General features: G+C 70.0%; 9 protein-coding genes. 6 read left to right on the top strand and 3 right to left on the bottom strand.

What is annotated here, in order from left to right:
* Positions 1 to 17: 17 nt before the first annotated feature.
* Complete coding sequence (locus KVY00_RS03135) at positions 18 to 3332, top strand: UrvD/REP family ATP-dependent DNA helicase (protein ID WP_223044294.1); 3315 nt, start codon at positions 18 to 20, stop codon at positions 3330 to 3332.
* A complete protein-coding gene (locus KVY00_RS03130; protein ID WP_223044293.1) occupies positions 3329 to 6817 on the top strand; it encodes an ATP-dependent DNA helicase in 3489 nt (1162 codons plus the stop codon). The genes KVY00_RS03135 and KVY00_RS03130 overlap by 4 nt, the downstream gene beginning before the upstream one ends.
* Before the next feature lie 8 nt (positions 6818 to 6825).
* On the opposite strand, the gene KVY00_RS03125 is transcribed toward KVY00_RS03130, so the two are convergent.
* Positions 6826 to 8124, bottom strand: coding sequence for a phosphotransferase (locus KVY00_RS03125; RefSeq protein WP_223044292.1), 1299 nt, complete (start codon positions 8122 to 8124; stop codon positions 6826 to 6828).
* A 123-nt stretch (positions 8125 to 8247) separates the two neighbouring features.
* Between KVY00_RS03125 and nudC the strand changes: the two genes are divergently transcribed.
* A complete protein-coding gene (gene nudC / locus KVY00_RS03120) occupies positions 8248 to 9189 on the top strand; it encodes an NAD(+) diphosphatase (protein WP_223044291.1) in 942 nt (313 codons plus the stop codon).
* On the top strand, positions 9179 to 10861 hold the full coding sequence (locus KVY00_RS03115) for an ATP-dependent helicase (RefSeq protein WP_223044290.1): 1683 nt from the start codon (positions 9179 to 9181) through the stop codon (positions 10859 to 10861). Before nudC ends, KVY00_RS03115 begins: the two co-directional genes overlap by 11 nt.
* An 89-nt stretch (positions 10862 to 10950) precedes the next feature.
* Here the strand turns inward: KVY00_RS03115 and KVY00_RS03110 are convergent, their stop codons facing one another.
* Positions 10951 to 11781, bottom strand: a complete 831-nt coding sequence (locus tag KVY00_RS03110; RefSeq protein WP_223044289.1) for a hypothetical protein — start codon at positions 11779 to 11781, stop codon at positions 10951 to 10953.
* Between the two features lie 173 nt (positions 11782 to 11954).
* The gene (locus KVY00_RS03105) at positions 11955 to 13391 is read right to left on the bottom strand and encodes a zinc-dependent metalloprotease (protein ID WP_223044288.1); all 1437 of its coding nucleotides are present in this window, start codon (positions 13389 to 13391) and stop codon (positions 11955 to 11957) included.
* A gap of 134 nt (positions 13392 to 13525) precedes the next feature.
* On the opposite strand from KVY00_RS03105, the gene KVY00_RS03100 reads away from it, so the two are divergent.
* Positions 13526 to 14614, top strand: a complete 1089-nt coding sequence (locus tag KVY00_RS03100; RefSeq protein ID WP_223044287.1) for a YlbL family protein — start codon at positions 13526 to 13528, stop codon at positions 14612 to 14614.
* 116 nt (positions 14615 to 14730) lie between these two features.
* Entirely contained in the window at positions 14731 to 17778 is a 3048-nt protein-coding gene (locus tag KVY00_RS03095) for a UPF0182 family membrane protein (RefSeq protein WP_223044286.1), read from the top strand.
* The last annotated feature ends 9 nt before the right edge of the window (positions 17779 to 17787 follow it).

The following is a 17787-nucleotide window of genomic DNA, read 5'->3' as shown; positions in this document are numbered from 1 at the left end:
CTCGATAGTGTGATCGCATGCTCCCATTCGACCCGTCCCAGCAGGCCGCCCTGGCCCTCGACCCTTCCCGTCATGCTCGAGTGCTGGGGGCGCCGGGCACCGGCAAGACGCGGGTGCTGATCGAGGCGTTCACCCGGGTGATCGGCAGAGAAGGGTGGGGTGAGGATCACGCTCTGGTCATCGCTCCGAATCGGCTGGTGGCGGGCGAGCTGCGCGGGCGCGTCGAGCGCAGCGCGGCACGCGCGATCGGAGGCACTCCCGTTCGCCCCTCGACCTCGCTCGCCTTCGCGGTGCTCTCGAGGGCGGCAGCGGTCGAGGGGAGCGAAGCCCCGAGACTGCTGACGGGCACTGCGCAAGACGAGGCGATAGCCGAGACGGTGGAGCGCGGTCTGGCAGGGCAGGCGGGTATACCGGGGCTTCCCCCGGAGGTCTTGCAGAGTCCGGCGTTCCGAGCCGAGTTGCGCGAGCTGTGGCGCGTGGTCGACGATTTCGACCTCGAGCCGGCGCGCCTCGCCGCCGACCTGCGTGAGATACGGTCGGGGGCGGCGTCCGAGGCGCTCACGCGAATGCCGCAGCCCGAGCTGATCGACCGATGGTGCGCGAGCCTCGACCTCATCTCGGCCGTGGCCGGGCGGATCGCGGCCGAGCGGCCGGGGGAGCTGAGTTCGAGCGCGCTGCTGCGCGCTGCCGCCGCCGCGGTGAGAAGCTCGGGATCGGCGCGCACCGCAGACGGAGTCGCGATTCCGGGCACGTTCGCGGTGCCTCGCTTGCTGCTCGTCGACGATGCGCAAGAACTGGGGGAGGGAGAGCTCGCGCTGCTGGCGGCCTGCGCGAGCGTCGGCAGCCGTGTCTGGGTGTTCGGCGATCCCGATGAGGCGACGGGGGCGTTCCACGGCGAGCGAACCGCCGTGCTGGCGAGACTCGGCGATGAGCTGCAGCGTCGAGGCGGGGCACCGGGCGGCCGGGCGGACGGACCCGGAGTCGGTGAGGCCGAGCAGTGCGTCGTGCTCGGCACGGTGCATCGGCACGGTGCGGCGTTGCGGGAGTTCGTAGGCGGTCTCACCGCGCGGATCGGCGCGGCCGGGGCGGGGGAGCAGCGCTCGGCCGGCAGTGCTCACGATGAACCGGGGTCGGTGGAGTTCGCGGTGGCGGGGTCGCCCGCCGAGCAGTTGGGAGTCGTCGCGCACCGTCTGCGCGCACGGCATCTCGGCCTGGACGGTGAGCCTCGCACGGACTGGGGCGAGATGGCCGTCATCTGCCGAAGCCGTTCCGAGGCGTCGCGGGTCTCGCGCGCGCTCGCGGTGCACCAGGTGCCCACGGGGGTCGCGGCGGGCGGCATCGTGCTTCGGGAGCACCAGATCGTCCGTGAGCTGATCAGGCTGCTGCAGCACGCGCTCGGGCTCTCGGCGCTCACCGGCGAAGACGTGCTGCGCCTCGCGGGGGGCGTGATCGGCGGCCTCGACCCCGTCGCGATCAGGCGTCTGCGGTGGGCACTGCTGCTGCAGGAGCGTCGAGACGCGCGCGCCGAGCAGCGCGAGGTCCGCGGCATCGACGAGCTCGTGCTCGAGGCCGTGGCGCTCCCCGGCGAGCGGCCCGTCATCGATAGCTCGGGAGGCCGAGCACTGCGCCGCATCGGTCTCATCATCCAGGCTGCCGTGCGCAGCTCTGAGGCGGGCGGCACGGCGCGCGAGACGCTGTGGGCGCTGTGGGAGGGCACTCGGCTCGCCGAGCAATGGCAGAACGAGGCGCTCGACGCGAGAGGCGCCCGAGCCGACGAGGCACATCGGTCGCTCGACGCGGTGATGGGTCTCTTCTTCGCGCTGCAGCGTCACGAAGAGCAGGACAGCGCGCAGCCCGTCGAAGAGCTGCTCGACGATCTGCTGCTGAGCGCGGTACCCGAGGATTCGCTCGCTCATCGCAGCGAGCGGTCCGCGGTCACGGTCACGACGCCGCAGGGCGCGATCGGTCGCGAGTTCGCCGTGGTGTCGGTGATCGGAGTGCAAGACGGCGCCTGGCCGAACCTGCGTGCCCGCGGCTCGCTGCTCGGCACCGCCGCTCTTGAGCGCTGGCTTCGGGGAGGCGAGGCGCTGCCGCCCTCGCGCAGGGACACGATGCATGACGAGCTCAGGCTGTTCGCCCACAGCTGCGCCCGCGCGAAAACCGAACTGCTCGTGGTGGCCGTCTCCGATGAAGAGCAGCATCCGAGTCCGTTCTTCGGATTCGGCCGAGAGCATCTGCGTGAGGGACTGCCCAGCACCAGACTCACTCTGCGCGGCGCCGTCGCGGAGATGCGCCGACGACTCACGCTCGACCCCGCTGACGGGCAGGCCCGCGCCTCGCTGGCGGCGCTCGCTCGCGACGGCGTCGCGGGGGCCGCGCCCGATGAGTGGTACGGAGTGCTGCCTCCGAGCACCACGGCTCCGCTCTTCGAGACGAGGTCGGAGGAGGCCTCGGGCGCAGGATCCGCGGCGGGCATCGACCCCGATGCAGACACGGCTGCGGGTGCGCACGCGGGTGCAGATGCGCGTGTAGACCTCGAACGCAGGGTGCCCGTCAGCCCGTCGCACCTCGAGCGGGCCGAGACCTGCCCTCTCGACTGGGCGATCGCGAGCCTCGGGGGTGGCCGCGGAAGCGTGCAGGCGAGCCTCGGAACGCTGGTTCACCATGCTCTCGAGACGGCGCAGCAAGCCGACGCCGAGGCGATGCTCGACTCCGTGAAAGCGGAGTGGGGCAAGCTGCCGTTCGAGGCGGAGTGGGAGTCGGTTCGCGCCGAGCGAGTCGCCCGCGCGATGACCGAGAGTCTCGCCGCCTACCTGAGCGCATTCGAGGGATCGGATCGAACGCTGATCGGACGGGAGACACCCTTCGCGGTCCCGCTCGAGGGAGCGGTGCTGCGGGGGATGGCAGACCGGCTCGAGATGACGGCTCTACCGGACGGCACGTGCGAGGTGACGGTGCTCGACCTGAAGACCGGGCGCACCCCGCCGAGCAAAGCCGGGGCCGAGGAGCACGTCCAACTGCAGGCCTACCAGCTCGGGGTGGCGCTCGACGCCTTCGAACTCGCCGAGGGGACGCTTCCCCCGGGCACTCGGAGCGGCGGGGCCCGTCTGCTCTACGTCCACCCCGACGCGACCAAGCGCGCGGACTACGTCGAGCGGGTGCAGCAGCCGATCTCGGAAGAGACGATGAGTCTGCTGCGGCAGCGCGTCGTCGATATCGCAGGGGTCATGGCGGCCGGCGAATTCACCGCCCGCGTCGAGCACCACTGCTCGGATCCGCACCAGCCGGGCGACTGCCGACTCCACATCATCCCGGCGGTGAGCCGGGCATGACCTCCACCGCGAACGCATCCATGAATCCGGAGCCTCCCGTGTTCTCAGCCTCCCGCATCGCCGAGCTCCTGGCGGTCCCGCCGAAGCCCGCCCTCGTGCCCACAGCAGAGCAGCGCGCGGTGATCGAGCATCCGCTCGGCGGCAGCACCCTCGTCGTAGCCGGGGCAGGGAGCGGCAAGACCGAGACCATGGCCAACCGGGTGGTGTGGCTCGTCGCCAACGGGCTCGTCGGACCCGATCAGGTGCTCGGTCTCACCTTCACCCGCAAAGCCGCGGGTGAGCTGCGCGAACGGATCTCGGGGCGGCTCGCGGCATTCGCCGAGCGATTGCAAGACGCGGCCGAGCGGCGGATGCTCTCCCCGAGAGAGCACGAACGATCCCTCACCCTCTGCGAGCATCTCGCAGACGGTCTCGACATCCCCGACGTGAGCACCTACAACTCCTTCGCGGCAGGGGTGCTGCAGGAGTTCGGAGCGGCTGCGGGGGTCGCACCCGGCGTCGCCGTGATCGACGAGGCGACCGCCTGGCGTATCGCGCGGGAGACCGTGATCGCGAGCCGCGACCCGCAGCTCGCGACGAGTGAACTGAGCCTGCCGCAGCTCATACGCCATCTGCTGAACATCGACCACGCCGTTTCCGACAATCTCACGTCGCTCGACCGGGTCGACCGGGTTGTCGAGGAGTTCTCTCGTGTGATCCACCTCCCCTACAACGAGAAGGAGCGAGGAAGCGAGCCGAGCGGGAAGGTGTACGCACCGGTTCGCGATGCCGTCGCCGGCCTCGCCGAGACACCGCTCATCACACGGCTGGCCCGCGAGTACGCCGCCGAGAAGCATCGTCGAGGGGTCATCGAGTTCTCCGACCAGCTCGCGCTCGCGACTCTCGCGCTCGAACGCTCCGCCGATGCCGTGCCGATGCTCCGCCGCAGGCACCGCGTCGTGCTGCTCGACGAGGTGCAGGACACCTCCGTCGGGCAGACGCGATTCCTCTCCCGCATCTTCGCGGGGGCCTCGGTGATGGCGGTCGGCGATCCTCATCAGTCGATCTACGGCTGGCGGGGCGCGTCGGCCGAGGGCCTGCAATCCTTCCACGCCGACTTCCGGGCTCGGGGCCGGGAATCCGAGCCCCCCGCCGCCCCGCCCACGACGCTCACGCTGTCCACCAGCTGGCGCAATCCCGACCTGGTGCTCGACGCCGCGAACGTCATCGCCGGGCCACTCGCCGCCGATGCCGCTATCGAGGTGCCAGCACTCTCGCCGCGTCCGGGCGCAGAGCAGGGGAGTATCGACTGGTGCTACCCCGAGACCGCCCACGAGGAGCGCGTAGCCGTCGCGGAATGGATGCGGAACGCACGGGAAGCCCATCTCGCCGAGCACGGCGAGATGCCGACCGCGGCGGTCATCTTCCGCAAGCGGAGTCCGATGGCGGCCTTCTCCGCTGCGCTCACGGAGGCCGGGGTCGCGAACCGCATCATCGGGCTCGGCGGGCTCCTCACCACCCCCGAGGTCACCGACGTGGTGAGCACGCTGCGCTGCATCTGGTACGCCGACGCCGGCAGCGACCTCATCAGGCTGCTGACCGGCCCTCGCTTCCGTATCGGCGTCGCGGACGTCGCGGGACTGCGCGACGCGGCGAGGTGGTTCGGGGAGCGCGACGTCGCTCACCAGCCCCTCAGCGACGAGGACCGTGAGGACGACAGCGTGCTGCCCGATCCCGATCGTCGCTTCACGCTCATCGATGCCCTCGACCAGATCGCCACCATGCGCAAACTCGATCACGCGGCTCTGCGCGGCATCAGCGAGGTCGGACGTGAACGGCTTCGCGAGGCGGGTCGCATGCTCGCCGGCCTGAGGCAGGGGGTCGGCGGCAGCATTTCAGAACTGATCGGCTCGACGGTGCAGGCGCTCCGGCTCGACATCGAGCTCGACGCCAACGAAACTCGCGAGAGCGCCGGCGGCTCGGCCGCTCACGCCAACCTCGACATCTTCACCGAACTCGTCGAGGGCTACCTCGCGGTCGACAGCCGCGGCACCCTGGCCTCGCTGCTCGAATGGATCGAACGCGCGATCGAATCCGATGAGACGGCTGAGCACGTCGCAGCGCCTGCGCCCGGCACGGTGCAGCTCATCACCGCGCATGGTGCGAAGGGGTTGGAGTGGGATCTGGTGGCGGTGCCGCGATTGGTCGCGGGCGAGTTCCCCGGGACTCCGAAAAGCGGGGCGGGGTGGTTGCGCACCGGCGAACTCCCGGACGAGCTGCGCGGCGACGCATCGGCTCGCCCCGAACTGAACTGGCGTATCGCGGATACGCAGCAGGAGCTGCGCGACCGCATCGCGGCCTACCGAGACGAGCTGAAACAGCGGCACCAGGAAGAGGAGCGACGGCTCGCCTACGTGGCCGTCACCCGGTCCGCGAGCCGGCTGCTGCTCAGCGGCTCCTTCTGGGGCGGACAGACCCGGCCGCGCGATCCGTCCCCCTATCTCGTGGAGCTCGAGCAGGCGGGCCTCATCTCCGGGCTGCCTGAGAAGAGCGCGCACGAGAACGACCCCAGCGAGCTCGACGAGCTCACGCTGCAGTGGCCGCTCGACCCGCTCGGCGCCCGCGAGGCCGCGGTGATGCGAGCCGCAGAAGCCGTGCGCAGCGCGATCGAAACCGCCGACGGAGACGCGGATCCGCTCGACGATGCCGAGCTCGATGAGACCGTGCGACTGCTGCTCGCGGAGCGCCGCTCCGCGATGAATCACGGTGCAGGCTCGGGCGCCGCTTCGGGTGCGCGTCCAGCCGGAGGCGCGGGATCCGCTGCCGGTGACGCCGTTGGACGTCCCGCTGATCAGGATCTGCCCGAGCGGATCACCGCCTCGACCTTCCACGAGTTCATCGAGGATCCGGAGCGAGCCGAGCGCCGCAGACTCCGCCCCGTGCCGCAGCGCCCCTATCGGCGCACCCGCATCGGCAACCGGTTCCACGAGTGGGTCGAGCGGCGCTCGACCACTGCGCAGGGCACCGCGCTGCCACTCACGGGGCTCGACCTCGAAGGGTGGGAGCCCGACCTGGCCGAATTCGACGGCGAAGCCGAGCTGCGGCCCCTCATCGAGCAGTTCGAGCGATCGCGCTGGGCGCAGCTGCGGCCGATCGCCGTGGAGCAGGAGGTCACGCTGCCGTTCGCCGGCCGCACCCTCGTCTGCAAGCTCGACGCGGTCTACCGTATCGACGCCGACTCCGATGCGATCGAGCGCTTCGAGATCGTCGACTGGAAGGCGGGCAGGTCGCCCCGCACTGAGGCCGAGCGAGAGAGTCGTTTCTTCCAGCTCGACCTCTATCGTCACGCCTACGCGCAGTGGGCGGGCATCGACCCGGAGCGCATCGACGTCTCGCTGTTCTACGTGGCCGAGGGCATCGAGCTGAGCGGCAACGACCCGCGCAGTCTCGAAGAACTCGAGCGGATCTGGAGGGAGGCAGCGGCTCGCGTGCGGAGCGCTCCGTGAGGGGGAGCTCAGTCGACGGGCTTCCCCAGGCTGCCGGGAGCTTCAGACCGTCCGGGCGCATCCGGATCACCCGGAGCGCGTGACGCCTCCGGTGCATCCGGCAGTTCGTTCGGATCGATGGGCTCGGTCTGCTGGTCGGCGAGGGGTTCTGTCAGGAGCTCCGAACCGGCCGAGTCATCCGAACCGTCTGACACGTCCGCACCGCCGGACCCAGCCTGCGTTCCGTCGTCATCGCTGAGCGGCTCGATGAAGTCCGTGTCGACCCCGAACATGCGATCCTCGTCGAGTGCCTCGTAGGCCGCGGTGTCGGAGAGATGATCGACGACCTCGGGAGTCTCGTCGAGCAGAGCCGACACCTCCGACTCACCCAATGGGGACCGGTTCCGCGCGGCGAACACCGCCGCCCCGAGCGCACCCGAAGACCCCACCATACGGTCGAGCATGCCCACGGCGTCGTCGATCACGGCCTGATCGTGGGAGTCCACGCCGTGCAGCAGCCAGCGGGCGACCTCCAGCTCGTGGTACAGCGCTGCGCGCACGCGCAGGTGCGAGAGCGAACCCGTGTTGCGGTTCCGCGCATAGCGGGCGAGCACGGCATCGAGCACCTCGGGGCCGGCTGCGAGCAACCACGCGAGATCCGAGGCCGGATCACCCACCGAGAGCTCGGACCAGCCCAGTACCCCGGTGACCCGGTCCTCCTCGACCAGTATCTGCTCCGCGTCCAGCGATCCGTGCACGACGGTGGGCGTGAAGTCCCAGACCGAGGCTGCCTCGACGGTCTGCTGCCAGCGCCGCAGAACCGTCTCCGGCAGCATCCGGGTCATCTCGGCGCGGTCGATCAGGCGGGTGGTCAGCAGCCGCAGATCCTGGGCGCTGCGCACCGGGAGCCCACCGTTCTGCGCCACGCTCGTCGGCAGATCGTGAATCGCGCCGATAGCCTCCGCGACGGGTTGCAGCAGCAGGGCGTCATCGGAGAGATCCTCCGTCTCGAAGGTCTCTCCGCTGAGCATCGTCGACACCACCGCTCGCGTGTCGCCCGCCCGGGTCATTCCGAGCGTCTCGGGCACGTCGAACGGCAGTCTGCTGCGCGGCCCCTCGGTAAGCGCGGCGATCCCCAGCAACTCGGCCGACTGCTGGACCTCCGCGGCCTGCGTGCGAGGCACCCGGACGAGCAGTTCGGCGTCTGCGCTTGCTACCACGGCTGAGGCGAAGCTCTCGTCGCCCTCGTGCGCGCGCACCCCGAATACGACCAGGCCCGGTACGGCCGAAGTCGCGAGCGCGGCTAGAGTGAAGGGAATGGTGGCCATGTATTCAGGGTATGCACGAGGGCGGTCTCTCACGCCGCGCCACGCGCACCGAACGGCACACCGCAGGCAACTTCGAGGGACCGCGCAGCACAGGCCCTGCGCTCCTTCAAGAGAGGAAACGCGATGATCGTCGACTACCCTCCGCTCGCCGGAAGCGCTCTCGACCGCGACGCTGAGACCCGTGCCGATATCGAGCGTTTGAGGTCGGCGTGGCGCGAACCCTCGGCGAAGCTGTTGCGGGTGCGGGGAGTCGAGATCCCGGTCATCGAAGGGCCCGCGAGCGGCGAGGGAGAACCGCGCCTCGCACTGATCGGCACGGACGGCGAGTTCGAGGAAGCCGATCACGATCTGTGCGCGACCCACCTCTATCTCGGGAGAGCCGAGGGCGACCCGGTCTTCGCGACGCTGATCGCCGAGCACGACTCCGAAGCAAGCGTCGAGGTGCCGGGGGAGGAATGGCGGCACCCGTTCGAGATCGCCGACAGGCTCCCCGAGTACGAGCGGGAGATGATCTCCGTCGCATCCGGGCTCATCCGCTGGCACGAGTCATCGAGGTTCTCCCCGCGAGACGGGAGCCTCACCGAGCCCGGGCTCGGCGGCTGGATGCGACGGGACGGGCACGGCGGCGAGCACTTCCCCCGCACCGACCCCGCAGTGATCGTGCTGATCGAGCACGAGGACCGGGTGCTCCTCGGATCGAACGCGCTGTGGGAGAGCGGAAGGTTCTCGCTGCTCGCCGGGTTCGTGGAGACGGGTGAGTCGCTGGAGCAGGCGGTCTCCCGAGAGGTGTTCGAGGAGTCGGGGGTGCACCTGAGCGACATCCGCTATGTGACCTCGCAGCCCTGGCCGTTCCCCCGTTCGCTCATGCTCGGATTCCGGGCGCGCCTCGCGGCTGACGCGGACCCGCTCGACCTGAACCCCGACCCCGAGGAGATCTCGGAGCTGCGGTGGTTCAGCCGTGACGAGCTGCGCAGTCCGGGGCCGGGCATCACGCTGCCGATGCCACTCTCGATCGCCCGATGGATGATCGACCGGTGGGTGGCGGAGGGCGCGCATGGCGACTGACACCGATGCGATCCTCGCCGACCTCGACCCGGAGCAGCGCGAGATCGCCGAGTGCCTGCGCGGGCCCGTCGCCGTATTGGCGGGCGCAGGGACCGGCAAGACCCGGGCGATCACCCACCGCATCGCGCACGGGGTGCGCAGCGGGGTGTACGCGCCCGATCGTGTGCTCGCCGTGACGTTCACCCGGAAGGCTGCCGGGGAGCTGCAGGGGCGTCTGCGAGGGTTGGGAGCCGAAGGCGTGCGCGCTCAGACGTTCCACGGAGCCGCGCTCGCGCAGCTGGGGCACTTCTGGCCGCAGCTGGTCGGCGGGGCGGCGCCGCAGGTGCTGCCGGGCAAGGTCGCGGCCCTCTCGCAGGCCGTCGAGAGCATGGGACTGCGCCTCGGAGGCGAGGCGTTGCGGGACGCGGCCTCGGAGATCGAGTGGCGTAAGACCTCGATGCTGAGCATCGACGCCTACGCGGAGCGGGTGCAGGATCGTCCGCTGCCGCAGGGGCTCACGCCCGAGCAGCTGATCGACGTGCATCGCGCATACGCGACGCTGCTGGAGGAACGCCGTCAGATCGATTTCGAAGACGTGCTCGTGCTGCTCACCGGAATGCTCGAGACCGAGCCGCTGGCGGCGCTGCAGGTGCGCGAGCGGTACCGCTTCTTCACGGTGGACGAGTTCCAGGACGTCTCGCCGCTGCAGCACGCTCTGCTGCGCGTGTGGCTCGGGGACCGCGACGATCTCTGCGTGGTGGGCGATGCCAGCCAGACCATCTACTCCTTCGCCGGTGCCACGAGCTCCTACCTGCTGCGATTCGGGATCGAGTATCCGCACGCGCGCGAGATCAGGCTCGAGCGCAACTATCGCTCGAAGGAGCCCGTGGTGCGGCTCGCCAACCGCCTCATGCGAGACCGGCCCGGCGCGCTCACGCTGCAGGCGACGCGCGAGGACACTGCCGGTGCTGCGCCGACGTTCGAGTGGTTCGGCAGCGAGCACGACGAGGCGGCCGCGGTGGCCGACTCGATCGCCGACGCGATCCGCACCGGCACCCCGCCCTCGGAGATCGCCATCCTCTACCGCACGAATGCGCAGTCCGCGCGTTTCGAGGAGGCGCTGCAGCAACGGGGGATCAGCGCCCGGGTGCACGGCGCGCAGCGGTTCTTCGAGCGAGCCGACGTGCGGCAGGCCGTCATGCTGATCCGGGGCGAGGCGAAGGTCGCGGATCCGAGGCCGCTGTTCCAGATCGTGAGCGATGTGCTGCGCTCGGGAGGCTGGACCGAGAAGGCGCCCGAGGGCGCTGCGGCGCGGGAACGCTGGGAAGCGCTCAGCGCGCTGCTCGCGCTCGTGGACGAGATGCCGCCGGGCGCTGGCATCCGGGAGTTCAGCGACGAGCTGCTCGCACGTCAACGCACCCAGCACGAACCCACGATGGAGGCCGTGACGCTCAGCGCCATCCACGCCGCGAAGGGGCTCGAGTGGTCGATGGTGCACGTGGTCGGTATGAGCGAGGGGGTGCTGCCGATCGCCCACGCCGTCGACGAGGCCGCCATCGAGGAGGAGCGGCGTCTCGCCTACGTCGCGTTCACCCGTGCGCGAGACGTGCTGCGGCTCTCCGGTGTCGGTGGGGGTGCGCGCGCTCCGAGGCAGCCGTCTCGCTTCCTCGCCGAGGCGGGGCTGCTGGCGTAGGAACGGGGGCGGACACGAGCCCGAGCGCGAGATTCCCGGCCCGGCCCGGCCGGCTCCCGATACCCGCCTCGATGTCCCCGCACCGTCCGCTACGCGGCGGCGCACGCGCACTCCGGATGAGGGGCCACACGGGCGAGCCCGGGCGCACCGCTCACCTGGCCGCGTCGCATCGGTATGGTTGCTCGGGTCGTGTGCGCCGCCGGGTCTCCCGCGCGCCACCTGCCGATGAGCAGCGCGGCGAAGGCCGCCGCCATGTGAGCTCCCGCGGCGGTTTCGCTGGGAGGGCTCGAACCGTAGAGCTGCGCCGCGAGCACGGGGTAGGCCGGATCCTCCGCGAGCATCGTGAGAGCGCAGCAGGTGTGGCAGGGAGCGCCCCGCGCCGACACGAGCGGGCCGACGACGACTGCGCGATCGGTGAACCTGATGAGCAGGTGCGGGACCGCGCGGCTGAGCCAGCGCTGCGCCCGCTCGAGCGGTTCGAGGTAGCGCTCGATGTGCACGACGAGTTCGTACTCCTCGTCGGGCCCCGGCTGCGAATCGAGCGCGCACAGGCCGGTGGCGCCGAGCGCCTCTCTGAGACCGGGAACCTCGCGCCCGTCGTCGCAGAGCAGCGCGCGCAGCGATCGGTGCGGATGCTCGGACGGTGAGTCGCCAGTCGGCGCGAGGGGCGCCGACTCCAGGGCGGGGGAGAGCGCCGCGAGCAGCTCGCGCGTCTCATGCGGGGTCGCCCCCAGGCGCCGAGCCTCGAGGGCGAGTCGGCGCGGGGCGATCCCCGATACGAGGGCGCGGAGGAGACGCTGCGTGCCGGGGCTCGGCTGTCGCACCCGGGCCTGCGCGTGCTCGAAGCCGATGCGCAGGGTCTCGGGATCCTCCCAGCACAGAGGGAAATCGGGGTGTATGCGGGTGATCGTGTCTTCCATGACACGATTCTGGAGTGTCGAGCCGGCGGAGGATCCGCTATCCACAGGCATCGGGCCGGATCGTCGAGAATTCGGTCGATCCTGCTCTCTGTGAGCGAAGTACTGAGGCCGTGGCGGGGCTGCCTCGAAGGAACCCGCGGCAGCCCGGGAGCGCCGGGAACGCCGGGAACGCCCTATACCGGGTGCCCCGGCTCGCCCCGCCCGTCATCGCCGCGACTGCCCTCATCGTGACCATCCTCGCCGCCCTGGTGCGGCGGCAGTTCGCCGTCGAGCAACTGCGCCAGCGCGGCGTCGAACTCGTCGGCCTCGGCATCGGGGGCAGCACCGGCCAGGCCCAGCCGCTCGAGCAGTCGCGCCGGATGGTCGAGTTCCTCGGCGGTCGGGAGCAGATCAGGATGCGCCCAGAGCCCGTCGCGCGTCGCGGCGTCGCTGCGCTCCGCCACGAGACGCCAGACCGCGGCCGCGTCGCGCAGGCGCCGGGGCCGCAGCTCCAGACCGGCGAGGGCGGAGAACGCATGCTCCGCCGGTCCGCCGGTCGCGCGGCGTCTCCGCACCATCTCGGCGATCGCGTCGGCTCCCGGGATCCGCTTCGCGGCCTCCGCGGTGACGACATCCACCCAGCCCTCCACGAGCGCCAGCATGGTCTCCAGCCGCCCGTGCGCCGACTCTTGGGCCTCGGTCTTCGGCGGGATCAGCGCGCCGTTCGAGATCAGCTCCTGAATCTGCGCGGGGTTCTGAGGGTCGATATCGCGCGCCATCTCCTCGATGCGGTCGGTATCGATCCGGATCCCGCGAGCGTAGTCCGTGATCGCCGTCAGCAGGTGCAGCCGCAGCCACTTCGTGTGCCTGAACAGCCGCGCGTGGGCGAGCTCCCGCACCGCGAGGTACAGCGTCACCGCCTCCGGATCCTGATCCAGTCCCTCCGCGAAGGCCGCGACTCCGCTCGGGAGCAGTGCGCCGCCCTCGCGACCGGGGCCCGAGAGCAGCGGGATCCCGATATCCCCGGCCGAGACGACCTCGCCCGAGAGCCGCCCGACGATACTGCCGAGCTGCACGGCGAACAGCGCGCCTCCCACGCTTCGCAGCATGGGGGTCGCCCCCTGCAGCGCATCGCTCAACTCCTCGGGCATCTGGCTCTGCAGTGCGTTCATGAGCGCGCGCGTGATGGATTCGGCCACGGGCTCGGCCAGGCTGATCCAGGTGTCGACCGACTGCTGCACCCACTCGATGCGGGTGAGCGTGCGCGGCGCGTCGGGAGTCGGTCCCAGCTCGGTCGCCTCGTCCAGCCACAGTGCGGCGACGGGGAAGGCGCGCATCGCGGGCGCGGGATCGCCCGCCGGCGTGCCGCTCGCGGCTTCGATGGCGGTGCGACGCGCGGTCGACCAGTCGATCTCGTCGCTGGGATGCTGCATCGCGCCCTGCAGCGTGCTGAACAGCCCCTGCAGCGTCCGGGGATCCACCGGGATGCCCGCCGCCTTCGCGAACTGCTCGGCATCCATGCCGTTCATCTCGGAGCCGCCGCCCTGCAGCATCTCCCGCAGGATGCGCTGCAGCTCCTCGAAGTCCTCCGGACCCCGATCGCCCGAGTTGCCGTGGTCGCTCTCGCTCATTACCCGCTCCTTACGCTTCTGCGTCGTCAACCACGCTACGGCACCTCCGTCAGATCCGCCTGCTAGATTGGCCGACGCTCGGCGAATCCCATTGCGCCGACTGCGAACAACCGTGAGACCCAGTGAGGAGACGAGTGGACCACGAACTGATGGAACGCCGTCGCCTGCGCGTCCTGCTCGTTCTCGCCCTGTTCGCCTGCGCGGTTCTGCTGGCGGCGCTGATCCCCTCGCCGTTCGCGATCGAGCGGCCCGGCCCCGTCGTCGACACGCTCGGCGAGGTGCAGCTCGAAGACGGGAGCACGGGGCCCGTCATCGCAGTCGAGGACACGGAGCTGTTCGAGACCGAGGGGGAGCTCAACCTGCTCACCGTCTCGATTCTGGGCGACCCCGAGCACCCGCAGAGCTGGCTCTCTCTGCTTCCGGCGATCTTCGACCCGGCGCAGCGGGTGGCCCCCGTGACGGAGTTCTATCCCGAGGGCGTCACTCTCGAGCAGCGGCAGGATCAGAACGCCGCGTACATGGACTCGTCCCAGCAGCAGGCGGCGGCTGCGGCGTTCCGGTGGTTGGGAGAGCCCGTGGACGTCGAGCTGAGCGTGGCGGGTGTGATCCCCGACGGCCCCTCCGACGGCGTGCTCGAGGAGGGCGACGTGCTGCTGACGGTCGATGGCGAGCCGATCGCCGACTTCGGCGAGCTGCGGTCGCGCATCGGCGCGGCGGGCGAGGGCGGGCGGATCGCCGTCGGGTTCGAACACGACGGCGATCGGCGGGAGGCGACGCTCGAACCCCGCGTGCCCCAGGGCGGGGGAGAGCCCTTGATCGGCGCGACGATCGCGTCGCAGTACGACCTCCCGCACGAGGTCGATATCAGTCTCACCGAGATCGGCGGACCGAGCGCGGGCCTGGCCTTCGCGATGGGGCTCGTCGAGAAGCTCACGCCCGGCAGCATGCTCGGAGACCTCACTGTCAGCGCGACGGGCACGATCACCGACGAGGGCGAGGTCGGCGCGATCGGCGGTCTGACGCAGAAGATGTGGGCGGCGGATCGCGCCGAGAGCGACCTGTTCCTCATGCCGCTGGGCAACTGCGACGACCTGCCTCGGCAGCGGCCCGACGGACTCCGGATCGCGCCCGTCGCGAACCTCGGCGAGGCCGTCGCCGCGGTGGAGGCCGCGGCGGCCGGGAAGGAGCCGGCCGGAGTCGAGCGCTGCGACATCGACGGGTAGCGGTTCTCCGACGCTCGGGCTCGGGCTCTTTGTCAGCGGCGACCGATAGGGTGGTGCGCAGAACCCGCCCGGCGCGCCTCAGGCGCGCACTCAGGACAGGAAAGTAACTCGAAGACGTGACCGACCAGAACGCAGGCGCTCCGGCTGCCAGTCCGCGAAGAATCTCTCCACTCGCCATCACCGTCGTGCTGGTGGTGCTGCTGATCCTCGGCTTTCTCGCCGTCGCTTCGGTGTTCACCGAGGTGCTCTGGTACCGACAGGTCGGGTATCTGCCGGTACTCACCACGCAGTGGATCGCAGCGGCGGTGATGTTCCTCATCGGCTTCGTCGGCATGGCGGTGCCGCTGTTCTTCGCGATCGATATCGCCTACCGGAAGCGGCCGGTCTATGCCCGCCTCACCGCGCAGCTCGATCGTTACCAGGAGCTCTTCGAGCCGCTGCGGCGACTGGTGAAGTGGGCGCTCCCCGCCGCGTTCGGTCTGTTCGCGGGCATCAGCACCGCGACGCAGTGGCAGCGCGCATTGCTCTGGCTGAACAGCGAACCCACCGGTGAGAAGGATCCGCAGTTCGGATTCGACGTCTCCTTCTACCTCTTCGATCTGCCGATTCTGCAGGGGATCGTAGGGTTCGCGTCGGCGGTCGCGCTCATCGCGCTCATCGCGGGAGTCGCCACGAGTTACCTGTACGGCGGCATCTCGTTCTCGGGGCGCGACGTGCGCGTCTCGAAGGCCACCCGCATCCAGGCCGCGGTGATCGCGACCCTCTACCTGGCACTGCAGGCCGTGAGCCTGTGGCTCGACCAGTACGCCTCGCTCACGGAGACCGGGGGGCGCTGGACCGGCGCCCTGTTCCAGGACGTGCACGCCGTGATCCCCGGCAAGCAGATCCTCGCGGGCATCGCGGTGATCGTCGCGGTGCTGTTCCTCGTGACGGCCTTCACTGGCAAGTGGCGGCTGCCGGTCATCGGCACCGCCCTCTTCCTCGTGTCGAGCATCGTGCTCGGAGTGGGCTACCCGTGGGCCGTGCAGCAGTTCCAGGTCGGGCCCGACGAGAAGAGCCTCGAAGCCGAGTACGTCGAGCGCAATATCGAGGCCACCCGTGCCGCCTACGGCATCGACGACGTCGAGGTCGAGCGCTACGACGCGGTGACGGATGCGGAACCCGGCGCGCTGCGCAACGACGCTGTGACGACCGCGAACATCCGCATCATCGACCCCGAGATCGTCTCTCCCACCTTCTCGCAGCTCGAGCAGATCCGTCAGTACTACAAGTTCCCCTCCTCTCTGAACGTCGACCGCTACGAGATCGACGGGGAGGTCGAGGACACGGTGTCGGCGATCCGCGATATCGACATCAGCGATCAGGACGGCTGGTACAACCGCACGCTCGTCTACACCCACGGCTACGGGCTCGTGGCGGCCTTCGGCAACCAGCGATCGCCCGGCGGCGAGCCGGTGTTCCTGGAGAACGGGATCCCGACCAGCGGCAAGCTGGGCGAGTTCGAACCCCGTGTCTACTTCGGCACCAACTCTCCCGAGTACTCGATCGTGGGCGGCGAGCGGGATCGCGCCATCGAGCTCGACTTCCCGGCCGACGCCGAGAGCTCGGCCGAGGCCTCCGCTGAGAACGAGGAGGGTGCGACGCCCGCCGAGACCTCGGGCGAGCAGGAGACCGTCGAACCCGAGAGCACGGAGGCTCCCGCGGAGAACGAGGAGGGGCGTCAGAACATGACGACGTTCTCGGGCGACGGCGGCCCCGAGCTGAGCAACCTCTTCACCAAGCTGATCTACGCGCTGAAGTTCCAGGACATGGAGGTGCTGCTGTCGGGCGCCGTGGTCGACGGATCGCAGATCCTCTACGACCGAGACCCCGTCGACCGGGTGCAGAAGGTCGCGCCCTACCTCACCATCGACGGAGCCCCGTACGCCTCGGTGGTCGACAACCGGATCGTCTGGATCGTCGACGGATACACGACCTCTTCCGATTACCCGTACTCCGAGGTGACGGACATGAACGAGCTGACGGTCGACGCCGACAACGAGCGCACCGACCCTCTGCCGAAGCCCGTCAACTACATCCGCAACTCGGTCAAGGCCACCGTCGACGCGTATGACGGCTCGGTGAATCTGTACGCCTGGGACGATGAGGATCCGCTGCTCAAGGCCTGGGGCAATATCTTCCCCGACACGCTCAAGAGTGTTTCCGAGATGAGCGGCGACCTGCTGGCTCACGTGCGCTACCCCAGCGACCTCTTCAAGGTGCAGCGCGCGATGCTCGGCGAATACCACGTCACCGACGCCGACGCGTTCTACTCGGCCGAGGACCGCTGGCGCACGCCCAACGACCCCGTGTCGAGTTCGAGCGGGGGCAACGCGCAGACGCTGGCGCAGCCGCCCTACTACCTGACGCTCGCCGCGGGCGCCGATGCCGAGCCGAACTACTCGATCTACTCGACGTACATCCCCGACCAGCAGGGCGAGGGATCGCGAGACATCCTCACCGGGTATCTCGCGGCGAACTCCAACGCGGGCTCGAAGGACGGCGAGGTGTCCGACGAGTACGGCACGCTCAAACTGCTGACGCTGCCGAAGGGCGATCCGATTCCCGGCCCCGGACAGGTGCAGAACAGCTTCACCACGGATTCCGAGGTGTCGCGTCTGCTCAACATCCTGCGCCAGGGCGAGAGCCAGGTGATCAGCGGCAACCTACTGACTCTGCCGGTCGGCGGGGGCCTGCTGTATGTGCAGCCGGTGTATGTGAAGGCGTCTTCGGGCACGAGCTTCCCGATCCTGCAGAAGGTGCTCGTCGCGTTCGGCGACCAGATCGCCTTCGAGGACACGCTCGATGAGGCGCTCGACGCGCTCTTCGGCGGAGACTCGGGCGCCAGCGCCGGAGACGGAGGCACCACGACGACGACCGAGGACCCGACGACCGAGGATCCGGGCGACACCGGGGACACCGATTCCGGTGATTCAGGTTCGGCCGACACCGGCGGGACCGCGGGATCCGGAGGGTCGAACGCGTCGCTCGACGAAGCTCTGCGCGAGATGCAGCAGGCGATTCGCGACCGCGACAAGGCGATGCAGGACGGCGATTGGACCGCCTTCGGCGACGCCGACGAGCGGCTGCGCGCGGCGCTCGAGGACGCGCTGGCTGCGGAATAGGGCGGTCGG

The organism is Leucobacter tenebrionis (assembly GCF_019884725.1).
GTDB lineage: Bacteria > Actinomycetota > Actinomycetes > Actinomycetales > Microbacteriaceae > Leucobacter > Leucobacter tenebrionis.
The sequence above is the reverse complement of the archived record's forward strand: the minus strand, read 5'-3'. Positions and strand labels throughout refer to the sequence as shown.

Bases quoted from the DNA above. Each gene is read 5' to 3' on its own strand.
- KVY00_RS03135 (WP_223044294.1), top strand. From the start codon at position 18: ATGCTCCCATTCGACCCGTCCCAGCAGGCCGCCCTGGCCCTCGACCCT.
- KVY00_RS03130 (WP_223044293.1), top strand. From the start codon at position 3,329: ATGACCTCCACCGCGAACGCATCCATGAATCCGGAGCCTCCCGTGTTC.
- KVY00_RS03125 (WP_223044292.1), bottom strand. From the start codon at position 8,124: ATGGCCACCATTCCCTTCACTCTAGCCGCGCTCGCGACTTCGGCCGTA.
- nudC (WP_223044291.1), top strand. From the start codon at position 8,248: ATGATCGTCGACTACCCTCCGCTCGCCGGAAGCGCTCTCGACCGCGAC.
- KVY00_RS03115 (WP_223044290.1), top strand. From the start codon at position 9,179: ATGGCGACTGACACCGATGCGATCCTCGCCGACCTCGACCCGGAGCAG.
- KVY00_RS03110 (WP_223044289.1), bottom strand. From the start codon at position 11,781: ATGGAAGACACGATCACCCGCATACACCCCGATTTCCCTCTGTGCTGG.
- KVY00_RS03105 (WP_223044288.1), bottom strand. From the start codon at position 13,391: ATGAGCGAGAGCGACCACGGCAACTCGGGCGATCGGGGTCCGGAGGAC.